The following is a 16,797-nucleotide window of genomic DNA, read 5'->3' as shown; positions in this document are numbered from 1 at the left end:
CAATCTGAGAATTATGAGTAAAGTTTCATTGTGAAATTTAATGCAGCTTATTGAACTGGCGAGTCTGCACATCAACTAGATGTAGTTTCGCGTAACTTCCAGAAGCCGTCAAGCTGGAAAAAACAGGTGGGTCTCTAGCTACGAGGCCACAGCGGCTATTGAGGCAGATCTAAGTCACATTTTTTAACAAAATGCTTCTTCGACATCTGGCGGCTGACAATTTCCTGCTGTAGTTGGGCTTGGTAAGCTCCCTAGCTTGGCCTTCCAGGGTGTGGAGGGCTGTTTAAAAGGGAGTTTTTAGAGAGCTGTTTTTAGCAGATTGGCGAGCAGTAGGGCAGGGTTGCCTTTCTGGAATTTCTGCATAACGACAGTTTCTGATATCTCTCTTTGCTTGTAACTCTCCCTTGAGAATGATTGAGGGCAGAGATGAACGACTTAGGGTGTTAGCAGTAGAGCCCGATTCCCCACCTTGGCCACTCGTCTACTTACAACTTTTCAGACAAGAGTAAAGCAGGCCAATCAGCTGCTGTTTTGCGATCGCACCGCCAAACAGCTCAACTCACCAATGGCCTACCTTCAGCCTCAGCCAATCGCTGGCTACATTGGGTTTTTGGGGCACCAAAACTTGGGGGATGAAATCCTGTTCGATGCCTTCAAGAAGCTTTTTCCGGCCCTGCAACTTTTGGCCTACGACGGAGCTGTTGATCGGGTGCATAACCCTCCTTTCAGCTATTATCCGGCTGAGCTGGCTCTCTACCGCCGCGTCGTCAAACCAGGGCCTTTTTACGACCTGGTTTTTTTAGGCGGAGGTACGCTCATCAACCGCCGCCATTATCTCAGCCGTTTGGGCCATGCTGTGCAGCAGTACCGTTGCGCGGTCTTTGGTACAGGCGTAGCCGACCCTATGTTTTGGCATGAGCAGGACCGCAGCGAAGACTTTTTGCAGCAGATCAAGCAGTGGATACCTGTCTTAAAAGATGTGGCTGTGGTGAAAGTGCGCGGTCCCCACTCAGCTCAGATTTTGGCTAGCTATGGGCTGCCTCGGCCTGAGTTCATTGGCGATCCGGCTCTGTCAATGTGCCGTCCCCGAATTACGCCTCACAGGCGCACTGGCACAATCGGTCTCAACGTAGGCAGTCACGGTACCCTCTGGGGTGATCAGGAACGCGTTTATCAAATCGTCACCGCACTGGTGCAGCAACTAATCGATAGAGGCTGGCGAGTTGAGCTGCTGCCGTTTGATCCGGGCGACCTTAAAATCAGCCGATTCATTGCTCAGCAATTTAAGCCGACTCTAGTGTCTCTCTGGCCCCATTTCTACCAGGCGAAATTGACCTTGGAACGGATTCAAAGCTATGACCTAGTGATTGGGCAGCGGCTCCATTCTATTGTGTTGGCCTGTGGTTGTGGGGTGCCGTTTGTGGCGTTAAAGTATGCGCCTAAGTGTGATGACTTTTTGTCATCAGTTGACTGTCTAGAATTTGCGGCCAAAACAGATGCGCTCGATCTCGATCACCTGCTGTCTCTGGTCAGCCAAATTGACAGGAACTACGACGCTCGCTGCCAGCATTTGACGGCTGTGGGTAATCGCTACCGCACCCTGCAACAGCAAACAGCACAGGCTCTTATGGAGGGAAGTTTGTGATGCGAGTAACGTTCGTTACTGGAGCCTACCGACCTGACCGCTGCGGGGTGGCAGACTATACGGCTAACTTGCGATCGCACCTTTTCAAAAAGGGAGTTGCCTCTACAGTCATTACCACCTACGCCGCTGCCCAAACGTTCCAAGACCCCAGCGTGCAGGGTGCAGTCAATCGTTGGAATCTGGCTAACCTGCTACCCTTAGCCCGCAAGATTTTAGCCACCGAAACTGATATCCTCCACATTCAGCATGCGGCGGGCAGCTTTGAATTTCAGCGGCCCATTTTTCTGCTGCCGGAGTTGCTAAAACGATTGGGCTACCGACAGCCGATTGTCACCACCACCCACGAGTATGGCTGGTGGGAGTGGCAACCCCGCTGGCTGCCCGCCCCTGCCCTGGAATTCCTCAAGCAGTGGGGCCAGCAGCGAGGCTGGTGGGATCGGGAAGATGGCTTTCTGCTGACCAACAGCGCCGCCATCATCACTACCAACGACAACATTGCCCGCATCATGGGCGAACGGTTGCCAAGGCTGTGCGATCGCATCTACCCCATTCCCATTGCTGCCAATATTGAAGTTGCCCCAGTCGAAACTCAGACTGCAAGGCAACACCTGCGGCAGTCCTATGGCTGGCCCCAAGCATCGCCCGTCGTCGCCTTTTTCGGCTTTCTGCACCCAGTTAAAGGGTTAGAAACCCTACTGCCGGCCTTTCAGCAGGTGATCGAAACCCACGACCAGGCTCGGCTGCTGTTAATCGGCGGCGTCGAAACCCTGGCACTACAAGGAACAGATGCCCAGAACTATTGGGACAAGCTACAGCAGCAAATTACAGACCTTGGCCTCAAGGACCACGTCTCCTGCACAGGCTACATTCCTGCCGAAGACGCTTCTCGCTACCTGTCAGGAACCGACATCGGCGTTTTACCGTTTAACCCTGGGGTAACCCTCAAGAGCGGCTCTCTGCTGGCCCTGCTAGCCCATCGGCTGCCTACCCTCATTACCCAATCCAAAGAAACTGACCCTGTCCTCACTACCGGAGAAGTTGTAGACCGGGTGCCGCCACGTAACTCAGACAGCCTAGCGATAGCCCTAACCCAACTGCTGGAGGACGCCGATGCTAGAACCCGCTTGAGTCAAAGCGGATATGCGTTTGTGCAAGGGTTTGGTTGGGATGCGATCGCGCAGCAGCATTTGGAGATTTATGAGGGCTTGGGGTAGGGGTAGATGAGTGAGAGAGCCTTCCCAGAAACTACGCTCCTTGTGGCCTCTATCTCCTCTTCTCTGCGTCCCTGCGTCTCCAGTTGCACTTTCCAGTAACCGAGTTGGCTAATTCCTCCCCGAGGGTTGGCAGACAGCAGCCCAGATTAGCAGCGGCATTCCCCCTATTCTGAGCTGTAGTTCCACCCGAGGTTCCCCCCATGATGATGACTGAATGTTCTACCCGGCCTGTGTCATTGGTGCCTTCTGCAGCTAGTTTCTCTGACAACACTTTCCCGGCTCTAAGTTATCGGCAGGTATTGCAAGCAGTTGAGTCTGTAGCGCTGACAACTGCGCCCGGTAGCTGGCAGGCTCTAAACATGGACAGTTACTTTGGCTTGCCTCTGGCCGAGGTGCGGTTTAAGGACATGCTGCTGCCCTTTATCTGGGTAGCGCGGCAGCAGCTCATCGCGCGGGTGGGGGCGGCGTATCAGGGTGTTCCTATGACGGCCAGAGCCAATTTGGAGCGAGAGCTATTAGCCACGCTCGATGCCCTTTGTCAGCAGGAACTGCGGGAGGCTCAGCAGGAGCGTTCACAAGAGACTACAGGAGAAGCTTTAGAGCACTACAACCGTCGGGGCTGGAGCGCTTTTGGCTGGGTTTATCCTCATCTGGCGCAGGAACTGGCAGAAACGCTGGTGGCCTGGGTGAACTCGGTTATGAGGTTGTTGCACAGTGAAGTTGGATTCTGACTTTGTACTTTTCTGCAAAGGACTTTGCCAAAAGATGCCGTTAATTTGTCCGAAAGCTCTGAGGTGAGAACGTGACTTCTACTGTACGCTTCAAAACCATAGCCCACCGTCAATTCCAAGCTGAGGGAGGAAACAGTGTTTTGAGTGAACCTGTTGACCCATGTAGCAAGGCCAAATCACTGCTGCGCTGGTGGTATCAGTATCAGACCCGACTGTTGATCGAAGAGGCCGACAGCCTGCGCAATGGTGTGCTTCAAGATGTCTTTGCCCTGCGCCGCCATTTAGAACTGGTTAGCCAGCCTGAAATTCAGGATCACGGCAACTCCTATGAGTCGTGCCTGCAAGAGGTTGAGCATATTTACAAATCCCTCCAGGCCCTTAGCGATCGCATTAGCTCCCCCTACCTAGAAGAGTCGCTACCCCTAGCTCTGCAGCACTTTCTTCAGCCCTGGCGGTCTGGACTAGATCTACAGGTTGAGCTGATGGGCTTCTGGGAAACTGAACCGATTGAGCACATCGCTGTGTTGCTGGCCCTGCTCAATCAGGTGCTCCAGGCAGTAGCATCCGCTCAAGAAACCCCTCACCGACTATACGTTTCCCTAAAGCACCAAGCAGCCGCTAAAGCCTTCACCCTGCAGGTAAACTACTCCCGAAACCTGCCACAACCCCTGGCAAAGTTGAGCAAGTCAGAAGACATGACCTCTCTACTGCAAACATTTCAATGGCTCAGCAACGGCACTACCCAGATGGATCAGCAAGCTCATGCCCTGACTTGGGTGTTGACGTGGTGAACCTGCATTCAGGGCAAACTTAATTGGAGGGTAAAAGGTAAAAGGCGGGAATGTCCAGTTTTTGTGTAAGCCACAGCTGGACCCCTGATTCTTCGTTAAATCAGCCCAAGTAACCAGCAGAAAACTTACACTTCCTAAAGGCTGCTGTAGTCTCTACACTGGGCAGATTTTCAATAAAGAAGCAGTGCTACTACCCTCTATTCAACCCGCTCCCATCCTCCCTGCTCCCTCATCCACCCCTTCACCCTTTACCCATCCACTCTCCCACCCCTATGCCAGCTCCTCAAACCAAAACCAAAATTTTCGTTGTCGATGATCACGAAGCAGTCCTCGGGGGGACGGTGGCTGCGCTAGAGAAGCAGTACGCCGACGCTGATATCCGCACCGCGCGCACTGCTCAGGAGGCCACGGAGTCTCTGGCCCTGGCGCTGCCCGATCTGCTGGTGATGGATCTGTCGATTCCTGAGAAGTCGGGAGATACCGCTCAGACAGAGACAGGCATTCAAATGTTGCGATCGCTCATGCAGCGCTACCCAGAATTGAACATTGTGGTGCAGAGTGCTCACGTCAAGGCGTTGGTGCGGCTGAAGCCGATCATCGATACCCACCAGGCCGGATTTACGATTGCCGATAAAAACTTGCCACTGCGGGAGATGCTGACCAAAGTGGACTGGGCAATGCAGGGTCTTATCTACACACCTAGGGACATGCGAACTGGGCTGGAAGTCAAGCCAGAGTGGCTAGATGTGCTGCATCTGGCCTTTCAGGAGGGGCTGCAGGACAAAGCGATCGCAGATCGCATGAACGTTTCTGAGCGTACTGTGCGCCACTACTGGACCAAGGTGCAAGATGCCCTAGACGTGTATCCTGAGTCGGGCAAAAATATCCGCATTCAGACCGAAATTCGAGCCCGCGAAGAAGGGCTGATTGACTAGGTCATGGCTGCTCAGAATAGGCTCCGGCTTGGGGAGCGGCTGCCGGGGCTAGCGACCTGGAAAAGAAGCCTGCTGCCCGGCCTAACGGTGCTGGGGTTGGTGGTGCTGGCGCGGCTGCTGGGTCTGTTTCAAGGTCTGGAATGGCGGGCACTAGATACCTTTCTCAGGCTGCGGCCTGCCGAACCGCTAGATGAGCGGGTGCTGATTGTCGGTATCGACGATGCCTCTATTCAACAGATCGGCACCTACCCCGTGCCAGATCAGACAGTGACTCAACTGCTGCAAACGCTGGCTCAGTACCAGCCGAGAGCCATTGGTCTAGATATTTTTCGAGACTTTGCCGTAGAACCGGGCCACCAGAACCTGCTAGATACAGTTGAGGCAATGCCCCATGTCTTTGGCATTGAGAAGGTGCTAGAGCCAGCAGTGCCACCGCCGCCGTTTCTGCCGCCAGAGCGGGTGGGCTTTTCAGACTTTATTGGCGATCGGGACGGGTTTATTCGCCGCAGCCTGCTGGGGACAGTGGATGAGGTAGGCGAATACCACTTCTCTTTGGCGCTGCGCTTGGCGGAGCACTATCTGGCAGCAGAGGATGTGTTTCTGGGAAACGGCATTCAAGACCTGGCAGCAATGCGGCTGGGGGAGACAGAACTAACTCGCTTTCGGGCTAATACTGGCGGTTACGTGGGGGCCGATGCCGGGGGCAATCAGGTGCTGCTCAACGTGCGTAGCGGAGCCAATCCTTTTCGCGTGGTGTCGTATCAGGACTTGATGGCGGGGAATGTTGATCCGGCCTGGGTCCGGGATCGGATCGTGTTGATAGGCATTACCTCACTCAGCACCAAGGATGTGGTGAATTCAGCAGCGGTAGTGGCTGACAATCCTGGTCTAGTCAACGGGGTAGAGCTGCAGGCCCATGCCATTAGCCAGATCCTCAGTGCCGTACAGGAGGAACGGCCTCTCCTGCGGGTCTGGCCGGAGGGTTGGGAGTATTTATGGATTGTGCTTTGGGGGGGCGCAGGCATGGTGCTAGTGCGGTGGCTGCCGAAACCTTCTGCCTACTTGCCGGTGATTGTTTTGTCGGGGCTGGGGCTGTTGGGAGGGAGCTTTGCCTTGCTGTGGCTAGGCGGCTGGTGGATTCCGGTGGTGCCAACGCTGGTAGCGTTTACCCTTAATGGCCTGGTACTGCCTGGGTTTTATCTGTATGACCAGACGTTGCGATCGCGCATTGACGAGCGCCAGCGGGTCATCGACCAAACCTACGACGCCATTCATAACGGGCCACTGCAAACCTTGGCTCAAGTCCTGCGCCAGGAAGACGACGAGCGCACTTGGGAACAGACCCTACCCAAACTGCACGACCTCAATCGAGAGCTGCGCGACATCTACAACATGCTGTTAAAGGAATCGCAGCCCCAGAGCAACCAGCTCTCCCTTGACAGCGGCCAGCGCCCCCTCGATCTGCAAAACCCGCTCCACGAAGTGCTCTATGCTGTCTACACCCAAACCTTAGAGCGAGACTTTCCCCACTTCAAATCGATTCGCGTTCATGTGGTGAAATTTGAGCCAATGGTGACGCCTCGCCTCACCTCCGATGACAAACGTGCCCTCTGCCGCTTTTTAGAAGAAGCCCTCTGCAATGTCGGCAAATATGCTCAGGGAATTACCCGGCTCACCGTTACCTGCCTATGTACCAACGGCGAAAATCTGATTCGAGTACAGGACAACGGCCAGGCTGTCTCAGCGGCACCCACTGACCCTCCCCGCATCGGCGGTCGGGGCACTCAGCAGGCTCAACAGCTAGCGCGGCGATTGAGGGGAGAATTTTTGCGATCGCCTGTCTCGCCCAAGGGCATGTGCTGCGAGCTGCGATGGCCTGCCGCTCCGCCCCACCGCTGGAAATTTTTAGCGTAAAGGGCATCCAATAGGGAGCATTCACCGTACTAAAGGTGTTTGAACTAAAGGTGTTTGAATCGAGGCACTTTACAGGCTAATGAAGTGTTTGGGTCCGATAGATGCTTTGCCGAAAACTGCAAGGTTAGTGGCATCATCCGGTCAGCAACCTGGCTCAAAGATCTACTGCCTTGCAAAGGTAAAGTTTCTACCTTAGAGATGTCGCTGAGAAAACACCTCTGACATCATGCAAGTAGACCCCGCCCCCTTACTCCAATCCGTCTTGCAGAAGGCTTTTCCCCTGGCTTTGAGCTTTTTGGATGATGCAATTATTCTGGCGGTAACCAACCTCGGCCTGAATCTGCCTTGGCTGCAGTGCTTGGGAACGATGCTGCTTGTCCTCAGTACGCTGTACTGGACTATACAAATTGTGCAATTCTGCTATCAGCGATTTTCCATGCGCCGATTTAGGAGGCAAACACGATGGTATCAATAGGGGTTAAAAAACGCCATATGTCTTCTTACTTAGGGGTTTTTGCCGGGTTTGCTACGGTTTTAGTTGGCCTGATGCCGTCGGCTTTAGCCGGATACGTCCCCCCGGCGGATGCCGATGCCCCCACCTCCCGCTCTACTAGTGGCGGACGACGGGGTGGTTGCCAAGGAGCTGGGGACATCGATCTCATAGCCCTAGCGCCGCAGCACCACATTGGTCAGACGCTGTCCAGCCACCCAACGCTGACCTGGTTCGTTCCGGCAGACATTCGCCAACCGCTGGAGTTGGAGGTTTATGAGAAGAGTGATAGCGGTCAATGGCAACGGCTTAGCACTTTCACGCTAGAGGAGGGTCCGGCGGGTATCATGGCCTTTGCCTGGCCGGAGAGTGAGCCAGGTCTAGAGGCTGGACGAATCTACCGCTGGCAAGTTGTGTCTACCTGTGTAGTAGGTCTGCCCTCTAGGGACTTGGTGACCACTGCCGAGCTTCAGGTGATTGCCCCCACGGATGCGCTAATGCCTGATGCTGCTGCCGATCCGATGCAGCTAGCACAGCACTACGCTGAGGCTGGTCTGTGGTATGACGCTCTGGCGCTGGTTGCTGGCCGTTCCTTACCGGCTGAGCTGGCAGCTTACCGAGACGAACTGCTGCTGGATTTGGCAGCGTTAGAGGTAGCTGCTGCCGAAGATGAAGAAACCTATCTTAGTGAACAGCTGCGCTATATCGCAGCGGAAGAATAAATACCCCAGGCAAATCTGTCAGTAGGAGTACGGGGTTCTGTCTGAACTTCTGTATCTTTAAAAACATCAGGGCTTACATTATCTCCACTTTTTCCCGATTGCTCAGTAGTTTGTATTGCAATCGCTGATGTTGATAGAGGCTAGAGTAATGACCACTGAAGAAATACTGAACTTGAAATACAAAAAGGTTGAAGAACTGCAGCAGACTCTCAAAACTGCTCAAAGCGATGAAGATCGGCAGTTCCTCAATCGTTTACTCAAAGCATGGAAGAGCTATCCCTAAGCACAGGGGGGGTGAGGAGCAAGAAGTCGTGTGTTTGTTGAATGTTTTTAAGGCTATGGAATCAGGTTTGCTTCTCGCCTTCTGCCCTCTGCTCTCTAACTTTAACCTGGGGATAACTACCGTTCATATCCCTCTCCATGAAGACCAATGCTGCCCGTATTTTAGATCAGCAAAAAATCTCCTACACACTGCTGGAGTATGATGTCGATCCAGAAGACTTGGCAGCTGAGCGGGCCGCAGAAAAGTTAGGATTGCCCTACGCGCAAGTGTTTAAAACGTTGGTAGTGCGAGGAGATCGTCACGGCGTTTGTCTCGCCGTTATCCCGGCTAGTGCAGAACTGGATTTGAAGGCACTGGCAAAGGTGACGGGCGATCGCAAAGTAGATACTGTTCCCCTAAAGGAAGTGCAGCCCTTAACTGGCTATATCCGAGGGGGTGTCACGGCTCTAGCCTGCAAGAAGCCATACCCAGTTTATCTAGATGATTCTGCAATGGCGCTAGAGCAGATTACAGTTTCGGCGGGTAAGCGAGGACGTATGCTGCAGTTGTCTCCGGCGGATTATCTCAAAGTGGTAGACGCTAAGCTAGGGCCAATTCAGAAATAGAATTTATGCCGTTCTTCGTTACAACTTAACCTACTCAGCCATATGCTCAGCCAGCTTGCGAACCGTCTCTAAGGTGTCGATTTCTTCTGGTGGTTTGTCGTCTCGAATTCTTAAAATGCGGGGGAAGCGCAAGGCGTAGCCGCCTTTGTGCCGCTTAGAGGCCTGCACTCGATCAAAGGTGACTTCTAGCACGATTTTGGGTTCGACGGTTCGCACTCTGCCGTGGGCAAACTCTTCGATTGTGTGGGCTTTGAACCAGTTTGACAGTTCAGTGACTTCGACATCGGTAAGGCCTGAATAGGCTTTGCCGACATTGAGCAGGGTGGGGTCGTCTTCGCTGGCGCGAACGGCAAAGGTGTAGTCGGAGAGGAAACGGCTCCGTCTGCCAGTCCCGACTTCGGCGGCGGTTACTACGACATCGAGGGTTGCGATCGCACGTTTCACCTTCAGCCAGTCTTTGCCGCGCTTACCGGGTTTGTAGGGTGACTGCAGATGCTTGACCATTAGCCCTTCGTTGCCGCGATCGCGGGCTGCCTGAAACTCGTCATCTAGAGCCGTGGCGTCTGTGAACTGTTGAGAGGCAGCTCGCTGGAGGGCTGACGTGTTCAGCTCCAGCGCTGCCAGCATAACCTGTCGTGCCTGGTAGGGTTCTTCAATCAGCACTTGACCGTCGCGGTAGAGAATGTCGTAGGCGACAAAGGCGACCGGCACCTCCCGCAGCAGATCTTCGGGCAAGGTTTTGCGGCCCAGGCGTTTTTGTAATGCCTGAAACGGCAAAATGCGCTCGTCTCGGTAGGGCACGATCTCGCCATCGAGAATGAGTCCTGCTCCAAAGGTTACAGGCGGCAGCGAAGCCAGCGGCTCTACCAGGTCGGGAAAGCTGGGCGTGATTTCGTCAAGCGTGCGGGAAAACAGGGCTACGCGAGCACCGGCATGGGGCACGCCATGCAGCAACGGGTCGGCGTTATCGCTCACAGGGGCAATGTGAACTTGGGCGCGGATGCCGTCGTACTTGTCTTCTACGGCAAAGCCCTCAGGCATGCGGCTGGTGATTTCAGTGAAGTCTTCGACGGGGCTGGCCAGCATGAACTTGATTGGGTGAAATAGCCGCATCTGTGCCTGGTCTAGCTGGCGATGTCGGGCCAAGACTGCCGCTTCCCCAATGTCTCCTGTGAGCATGTTGACCCACTGAATACGCTCAACTTTTTCCTGGGCTAGACGTGCGATCGCATCCTCGACTGCTCCCTCCCGCAGACCAATCCGCAGATCCCCCGTCATCAGCTTGATCAGGTACTTGGCCTCTAGCGGCGTGGCCCGCTGCAGCAGCGCCGTAATCACCTCTAGCTTGCGCTTGTTGCCTCGCGTCTCTACTAGCGTTGCCAGGGATTTCTCGACGTCCGTCAGCAGTAGCGTGGGAGAATCTGCTGCGGGCAATACCTCACGCGCTACATCGCCTAAGTCCCCCCGCTTGACCAGTGCTTCCTGTAAGGATGAGCGCTCTGCACCGCTAACTGCCTGCAGCGCATTCAGTAGAGCTGCCCCGCCAACGTTGAGCACCCGCTGATCCGACAGGGGAAAGGGCGACCCGGCAAAGTAGCGAGCCGCTAAACGCAAATCTTCATCGGCCAACGCGGTTAGATACTCGCCTAGAATAGCGGCCTTGGCCAAGCGTTTGGTTGTGGCAGCGATTTGTTCGGCTGCGATCGCAAACCGCTCAAACGCATTGACCTCGCCTGCTGGCTCTAGGCTGACAGAACTTCCTTGATTCGAACCTGTAGCTGCGTTGTCCTGCGATTCCTGCAACACCCCTAGTCCTCCTGGGCCGCTGCAATTTTCTCCAGCAGCGTTTCATCTGGGCAATCTGTTTGCCAATCTTTGCCGAGCTGCACCCTGACCGACTGCGCCCCGCCACTGGGTGTACACACCACCCAGTAAGCGTCTTGCCCCTCGACCTGAGCCGCCGCCTCAGAAATGCCGCTCAACGGCTGCACACAGGTCCAGGTAATGCCCTCGCCATCGGTGACTTCCCGCTCCATCTACGCTCCTTAGTTCTGCCAAGCTATCCTTAATGATCTTAAATAAGGCAGCAGTAAGAGGCGTCTGACGACCGATAGAGTTAAAAATTCAACGGAGAGGGAGGGATTCGAACCCTCGTTGGGTGTGACCCCAAACTTGATTTCGAGTCAAGCGCATTCAACCACTCTGCCACCTCTCCAGGTGTCCAGCTATTTTACCTCTGTTTGACCGATTCTGAGGGGTCTTGGTAGAAGGATTCAGAGTCAGCCTGCCCCATCAAGGTCTACCTGGCGGCGATGCTGGCCGTGCAAATACGCTTCAAATCCGGCTTCTGGTGTCCAGATAATAGCCCCATCTCGTTCGGTGACAAAGACCTGAATGTTTTGTTGCTGAAGTTGGGCTTCGGTTTTGGGACTGAGGTGGGAGGTAGATGCGATCGCAACCCTCGGCCCTACCGCCATCACCAGCTCATCCGCCAGCGGGCTGCCATCCCACCAAAGCACCTCGCTCGCCAGCACCGCTCCAGCCTTAGCCAAGTGCCGCTGCACCTCCAGCCCCAACTTCGGCAGCATCAGCCATCCCTGCCCCTCCACCAGCGTTAGCCGCAGAATCGGGTTCTCTGTGCCCAGGTTCTGGATTTGCCCTGACCCAAATTCGAGGCTATGCCCTACCTGTAGCGGCTGAAATGATTTGATGCCCGCCTCGCAAGGACGGCTACCGTCAGAGCTAAAAAGAATCTCAATTGGCGTTTTTTGCACCACCATCTCCCAGGCTTCGGGCAAATTCCCCGGCAGCGCCACCGCCCAGTCCAGACGGTTTACCCCAGCCTGGCGCAGAAACGGCAGCACCGTGTAGAAGGTCGTTTTGGGTTCACCGCTGTTGACCAGCAGTGTCTTGCGGTGGTCTTGCGCCACCAACACCGGATCGCTGCCCGCTGCCAACACGGTCACTTGAGCGGAAGTACTGGTGTGATACCACAGCGGCCCCACCGCCACAACAAAAGCCACCAGTCCTAAGGCCCACTGCCGTCTGCGGCACCAGGGCTGTAGCCAAGCCAAAAACACTAGCCCATACAGGCCCAACATTTGAATCAGGGAGATATGCCCCGTCGCGATGGAGTTGGCCGGTAGCCCCACCTCCCAATTCACCAGCCCAATCAGCAGGTGCGTAGGCCAGTAGAGCGGCCATGCCAGCATACTGCCTACCCCCGGCACTAGGGCTGCAACTACCGCACTGGCCATGCCGCCCAAGCTAAGCAGGCTTACCAGGGGCGTCGTCACAATGTTCAAAAGGATGCTGTAAATCGAGATTGTGTTGAAGTAATAGAGCTGAAGGGGAATGGTCCAAACGTAGGCGGCAATGGGTACCGCCACCAAGGAAGCTAGGTTACTCGGCAGCCAGTCCAGCCGCTCTGTCAGCGGCGCAGCCGCCACCATCAGCCCAAAGGTCGCCATCACGCTCAGGCGAAAGCCAATGCTGTCGATCCACAGCGGGTTCCAGACCAGCAGCAGCGTCACCGCCAGCAGCAGACAGCCCAGTGGCCTGACCTTGCGCTCTAGGGCTAACCCAATCAGCACACCACCCCCCATCAGCGCCGCCCGCATGACGCTCGGTTCTGCCCCAGCTAGGCCCACAAAGCTGAGCAGAGCAAATGCGCCAGCACCGACCTTAAACAGCGGAGGCTGGTTTTTCAGAACTGCCATCAGCACGCCCAGCATCAATGACACCTGAAAGCCAGACGCCGCCAAGGTGTGGGCCATGCCAGCCTGCATGAAAGCATCTTGGATCTCGTAGGGCAGATTAACCGCCTGCCTGCCTAGTGCCATTGCACTGACTAGCGGCCCTGCAGGTGTCCCTAGCCCAGCCTCTTGCGCCTTGGCAATCCGCTTTCTGAGTTGCCAGAGTCGCCACTGGGGCGGCGACCCTTTCTCCTGAGGCGCGATTCGCTTTGCCGTAAACCCAGCAAAGCTACTGTTGTCTGCCAGATAGCCCTGAAAGTCAAAACCGTTTGGATTTTTAGCTGGGCTAGGAGCGTATAGGCTACCTGTGACCTCAACCTTCTGCCCCGGATAGAATGGCTCTGCCCTTTCCCACGCTGCCGTTACGTAAACTTTGCCGCTGACAGCTTCGGGTTTGCCAAAGGGGTTGCCTGTCTGATCAAGGGCGCGAACCTGATCTGCTTTGAGCCAAAACCGCCCTCGGCCAGCCCGGTTCTGGCGCGGCGTGTCTTGCACCGTGCCCCAGATTACCTGCTCTGCCCCGGCCAGTTCTCCCCGGTTCAAAACCTGGCTAATGTCGTTGGGCGCTGGACTCGGCCACTGCCAGCAGTAGTTAAGGGCTGCGAGTAGAGCGAAGAGGGTGGCGAGCAGCCAGGTTTGAGCTTGGGGACCCAGCCGCCAGCGGCGCGGCATCAGAATTGCGGCCAATCCTCCTAATCCCAGCAGGCCAATGCTGCTGATTACCGTTCCTGGTAGCGGCTCGAGTCCAATATGTTGAACCAGCAGACTCACAACAAACAGCCCAACACAGTAGGCCAGGCAAAGCACAATCCCAGCAGTGGCAACCATTGTTTTCTCTGATGCACCACGTCCAGGGAGCCCAGTGCTTCATCGAAAATTCGCCAGCGTTATTACGGGATTTTGCTGGGGTTCAGCAGCGTCTACCGTAGAAATAGCGAATCTCTACCAAAAAGGCTGATTTGGATAGGGCCTCAAGTAGGTTGGACTGAGGCTCAGCAAAACCCAACCGTTTTAGAGGTTTGTTGGGTTATCTCCAAAGAGGAGGCTACGCCAGCGCAAGCTTGACACCAACCTACAAAAAAGGACTAGCTGCTCTACTACATTGCTTGTCTGAGCTGGTGACAGAGTCAGCAAGACCGTCTACTTTTTGCCCCACTGCTGTTTCATTCGCTCAATGCGCTCTAGCAGAGACTCATTTGACATGCGGGAACTCAGGCGCTCGACCAGTAGCGGAAAGGCAAAGGGGGAAGGGCGCTTGGTCTCATTCCAAACTACTGACAACTCGTTGAGGCGGTTTAGGGTCTTTGCTAGCCGATGCGTTTCTAGCTGATCTTGCAAGACTTCGCGTTCTGCCTGTTTTAGCAGTAGGTTGTCGGGTTCGTATTTGCTAAAGACGTCATACATCAAAGAAGAGCTGACCTGCAGCTGACTGGCGGTTTTGCGCGACCCCGGATAGCCCTTAAACACCAGCCCTGCTACCTGGGCTACACCTCGAAACTTGCGCTGAACCAGCTCTGAAATGTTGAGACTGGCTTTGATGTCGTCTTCTAAGTTATCGAGGCTAAAAAAGTCCTTTGAAAACAGGTCTTTGTAGGGGTAGTCTTTGGGGCCTAGAATCTCAAAGCCGTAGTCGTTGACTGAAATTGTAAAGGTTGCCTGCTTTTGTTTGGCAAAGCGATAGCCCCACAAGAAGCCCAAGCCCTCATGCACAAATCGTCCCTCGTAGGGAAAGACATAGAGGTGTTGCCCCTCGCGAGTTTTGCAGGATTCGATCAGCAGTTCCTCGGTTGTGGGCAGTGAGGAAAGGCGATTTTGAGTTGCTAGAATCGGCTGGATGCAGGCTAGCTCCTCATTGGGTTTAGTCTGCTGCTGGACCCATTCCACTTCCTGTCGCAGATGGCGGCTGAGGGTGTCTGAAATGGCGAGTTGGCTGCCTCCCCAAGTAGGCGTAACGGTCGATTTTCGCTGGGTGTTTTTGACATACACCACCATGTCTTTCATCTGAAAAAACTCTAGCTGTCGCCCCGCAAAAAAGAAGACATCTCCTTTGTTCAGCCGGGAGACAAAGCCTTCCTCGACCGTGCCAATTTCTTTGCGGTTGGTGTAGACAATGCGAACTGCTGCATTAGACGTGATGGTGCCAATGCCCATCCGATGCATTCGAGCGAGCTTGTCATCAGCAATGCGATACATGCCTTCTTCCAGCCCTACTTTGCGGTAGTGGGGATAGGCACTGAGACATTTGCCTCCTTTCTCAGTGAAGTTAAGAATCCACTCAAATTCTTCGTTACTTAGATCAGAGTAGGCTATGGTCTGCCGCAGGTTTTTCAGAATTGATGTTGGCTCAAATCCATCGCCGCAAGCCAGCGTCACCAAATGCTGCACCAGCACATCGTAAGGCTTGTTTTGAGGTTTTCGGGTTTCAACATCCCCGCAAGCTAATCCCCGTCGAAAGGCCGAGATTTCCAGCAGTTCCAGCGCGTTGGTCGGCAGAAAGAATACTTCTGAGGTGCCTTCGGGAACGTGAGCTGAACGGCCTGCCCGCTGCAGCAGTCGCGCTAGTTTTTTGGCGCTGCCGATCTGCACAACTCGCTCTACCGGCTGAAAGTCTACGCCCAGATCCAAAGAGGAGGTGCAGACGACCCACCTGATGCCGCCCCGCTTTACTCCGGCCTCGATTGCCTCCCGCTCTTTTACGTCGATAGAGCCGTGGTGCAGAGCAATCTTGTCTAAGTGCTCTGGGAGGGCAAAGGCTAGGGCCTGAAACCAGCGCTCTGCCTGGCTGCGGGTGTTGGTAAAGATGAGCGTAGACTTTTCAATATCGAGGGCGTTTACCAGCGTCTCGAACATCCGCAGGCCCAGGTGTCCCGCCCAGGGGAAGGTGTCTACCGACTCCGGCAAAATGCTCTTAATCACCGTTTCTCGTTTCAAGTCCGATTGGATGATGGCGGGTTTCGGCCCCAGCCCTACAGCGGTTTGAGCCGCCTCCTCTAGATTGCCTAGAGTGGCAGAGACGGCCCAGGTTTGCAGGTTGGGCTGAAGCGATCGCAAATAGCCCAAACACAGCTCCGTCTGCGTTCCCCGTTTGGTGCTCATTAGCTCATGCCACTCGTCTAAGATCACGCAGCGCAAGGTACTGAACCGCTTAGCCCCGTCCTGGTAAGACAGCATTACCGATAGCGATTCGGGTGTGGTGATGAGAATGTCGGGTAGAGCTTTGAGCTGCTTGGCTTTACGGGCTGAACTGGTGTCTCCAGTGCGCGACTCTACCCGCAGGCCCCAGCCCATCTCTTCGATGGGTCGCCGGATGGACTGCTCGATGTCTCTCGATAGCGATCGCAACGGCGTAATATAGAGCAGCTGCAGCCCTGTCCCCGGCGTTTCTAGCATGGCTGCGATCGGTCCCATGACGGCTGCGTAGGTCTTGCCTGACCCAGTGGGCACCTGGATTAGGCCGCTTTTGCCCGATAGGTAAGCTTCCCAGGTCTTCTGCTGAAACGCCAGCGGCTGCCAACCCTGCTTCGAAAACCAGCTATAAATTGGGTGCAGGCGTTGAAACTTCGCCACAGAAATGCCTCCAGCCCACACGATAGCCTATTAACGAGTTTAAGGGCTTTCGTGAGTGTCCCTGGATTTTGAGAGACAGGTAGCAGATCCTGAACGTTCCGTTCGCGCCAGAATGCGTTAAGACATTAGGGGTTTTACAACCGCT

At 54.9% G+C, this 16,797-nt stretch carries 13 protein-coding genes and 1 tRNA gene; 9 read left to right on the top strand and 5 right to left on the bottom strand.

Going from position 1 to position 16,797, the window contains the following annotated elements; translation table 11 throughout:
• The first annotated feature begins 469 nt into the window (after nucleotides 1–469).
• From H6G13_RS08920 to ybaK, 9 genes are all read left to right on the top strand, one after another.
• Complete coding sequence (locus H6G13_RS08920; protein WP_190482765.1) at nucleotides 470–1,645, top strand: polysaccharide pyruvyl transferase family protein; 1,176 nt, start codon at nucleotides 470–472, stop codon at nucleotides 1,643–1,645.
• Nucleotides 1,645–2,859, top strand: a complete 1,215-nt coding sequence (locus tag H6G13_RS08915) for a glycosyltransferase family 4 protein (RefSeq protein ID WP_190482764.1) — start codon at nucleotides 1,645–1,647, stop codon at nucleotides 2,857–2,859. The genes H6G13_RS08920 and H6G13_RS08915 overlap by 1 nt, the downstream gene beginning before the upstream one ends.
• Nucleotides 2,860–3,059: 200 nt before the next feature.
• Nucleotides 3,060–3,590, top strand: a complete 531-nt coding sequence (locus tag H6G13_RS08910) for a hypothetical protein (protein WP_190482763.1) — start codon at nucleotides 3,060–3,062, stop codon at nucleotides 3,588–3,590.
• Between the two features lie 71 nt (nucleotides 3,591–3,661).
• Entirely contained in the window at nucleotides 3,662–4,381 is a 720-nt protein-coding gene (locus H6G13_RS08905) for a hypothetical protein (protein ID WP_190482762.1), read from the top strand.
• A gap of 272 nt (nucleotides 4,382–4,653) precedes the next feature.
• Nucleotides 4,654–5,316: a response regulator transcription factor gene (locus H6G13_RS08900; RefSeq protein ID WP_190482761.1), complete on the top strand. Its 663-nt coding sequence runs from the start codon at nucleotides 4,654–4,656 to the stop codon at nucleotides 5,314–5,316.
• Nucleotides 5,317–5,319: 3 nt separating this feature from the next.
• The gene (locus H6G13_RS08895; protein WP_190482760.1) at nucleotides 5,320–7,230 is read left to right on the top strand and encodes a CHASE2 domain-containing protein; all 1,911 of its coding nucleotides are present in this window, start codon (nucleotides 5,320–5,322) and stop codon (nucleotides 7,228–7,230) included.
• 492 nt (nucleotides 7,231–7,722) lie between these two features.
• Nucleotides 7,723–8,442, top strand: a complete 720-nt coding sequence (locus tag H6G13_RS08890) for a DUF928 domain-containing protein (RefSeq protein WP_190482759.1) — start codon at nucleotides 7,723–7,725, stop codon at nucleotides 8,440–8,442.
• Between the two features lie 148 nt (nucleotides 8,443–8,590).
• Entirely contained in the window at nucleotides 8,591–8,725 is a 135-nt protein-coding gene (locus tag H6G13_RS29090; protein ID WP_277882486.1) for a hypothetical protein, read from the top strand.
• Between the two features lie 137 nt (nucleotides 8,726–8,862).
• Nucleotides 8,863–9,330, top strand: a complete 468-nt coding sequence (ybaK, locus tag H6G13_RS08885) for a Cys-tRNA(Pro) deacylase (RefSeq protein WP_190482758.1) — start codon at nucleotides 8,863–8,865, stop codon at nucleotides 9,328–9,330.
• Nucleotides 9,331–9,360: 30 nt separating this feature from the next.
• Here ybaK and H6G13_RS08880 read toward each other — a convergent pair whose 3' ends face one another.
• The 5 genes from H6G13_RS08880 to H6G13_RS08860 all read right to left on the bottom strand — a co-directional run bounded on the left by H6G13_RS08880 (nucleotide 9,361) and on the right by H6G13_RS08860 (nucleotide 16,652).
• Nucleotides 9,361–11,136 carry an ATP-dependent DNA ligase gene (locus tag H6G13_RS08880; protein WP_190482757.1) on the bottom strand — a complete coding sequence of 592 codons (1,776 nt, stop codon included), beginning with the start codon at nucleotides 11,134–11,136 and terminating at the stop codon, nucleotides 9,361–9,363.
• 2 nt (nucleotides 11,137–11,138) lie between these two features.
• A complete protein-coding gene (locus H6G13_RS08875) occupies nucleotides 11,139–11,366 on the bottom strand; it encodes a hypothetical protein (protein ID WP_190482756.1) in 228 nt (75 codons plus the stop codon).
• A 92-nt stretch (nucleotides 11,367–11,458) separates the two neighbouring features.
• Nucleotides 11,459–11,545 (bottom strand) — tRNA-Ser (locus tag H6G13_RS08870).
• A gap of 64 nt (nucleotides 11,546–11,609) precedes the next feature.
• Nucleotides 11,610–13,913 (bottom strand): ComEC/Rec2 family competence protein, encoded by a 2,304-nt coding sequence (locus H6G13_RS08865; protein WP_190482755.1) that lies wholly within the window; start codon nucleotides 13,911–13,913, stop codon nucleotides 11,610–11,612.
• A gap of 312 nt (nucleotides 13,914–14,225) precedes the next feature.
• Nucleotides 14,226–16,652 (bottom strand): ligase-associated DNA damage response DEXH box helicase, encoded by a 2,427-nt coding sequence (locus tag H6G13_RS08860; RefSeq protein ID WP_190482754.1) that lies wholly within the window; start codon nucleotides 16,650–16,652, stop codon nucleotides 14,226–14,228.
• Nucleotides 16,653–16,797 lie beyond the last annotated feature (145 nt).

The organism is Pseudanabaena sp. FACHB-2040, assembly GCF_014696715.1.
Classification (GTDB): Bacteria; Cyanobacteriota; Cyanobacteriia; order Phormidesmidales; family Phormidesmidaceae; genus JACVSF01.
The sequence above is the reverse complement of the archived record's forward strand: the minus strand, read 5'-3'. Positions and strand labels throughout refer to the sequence as shown.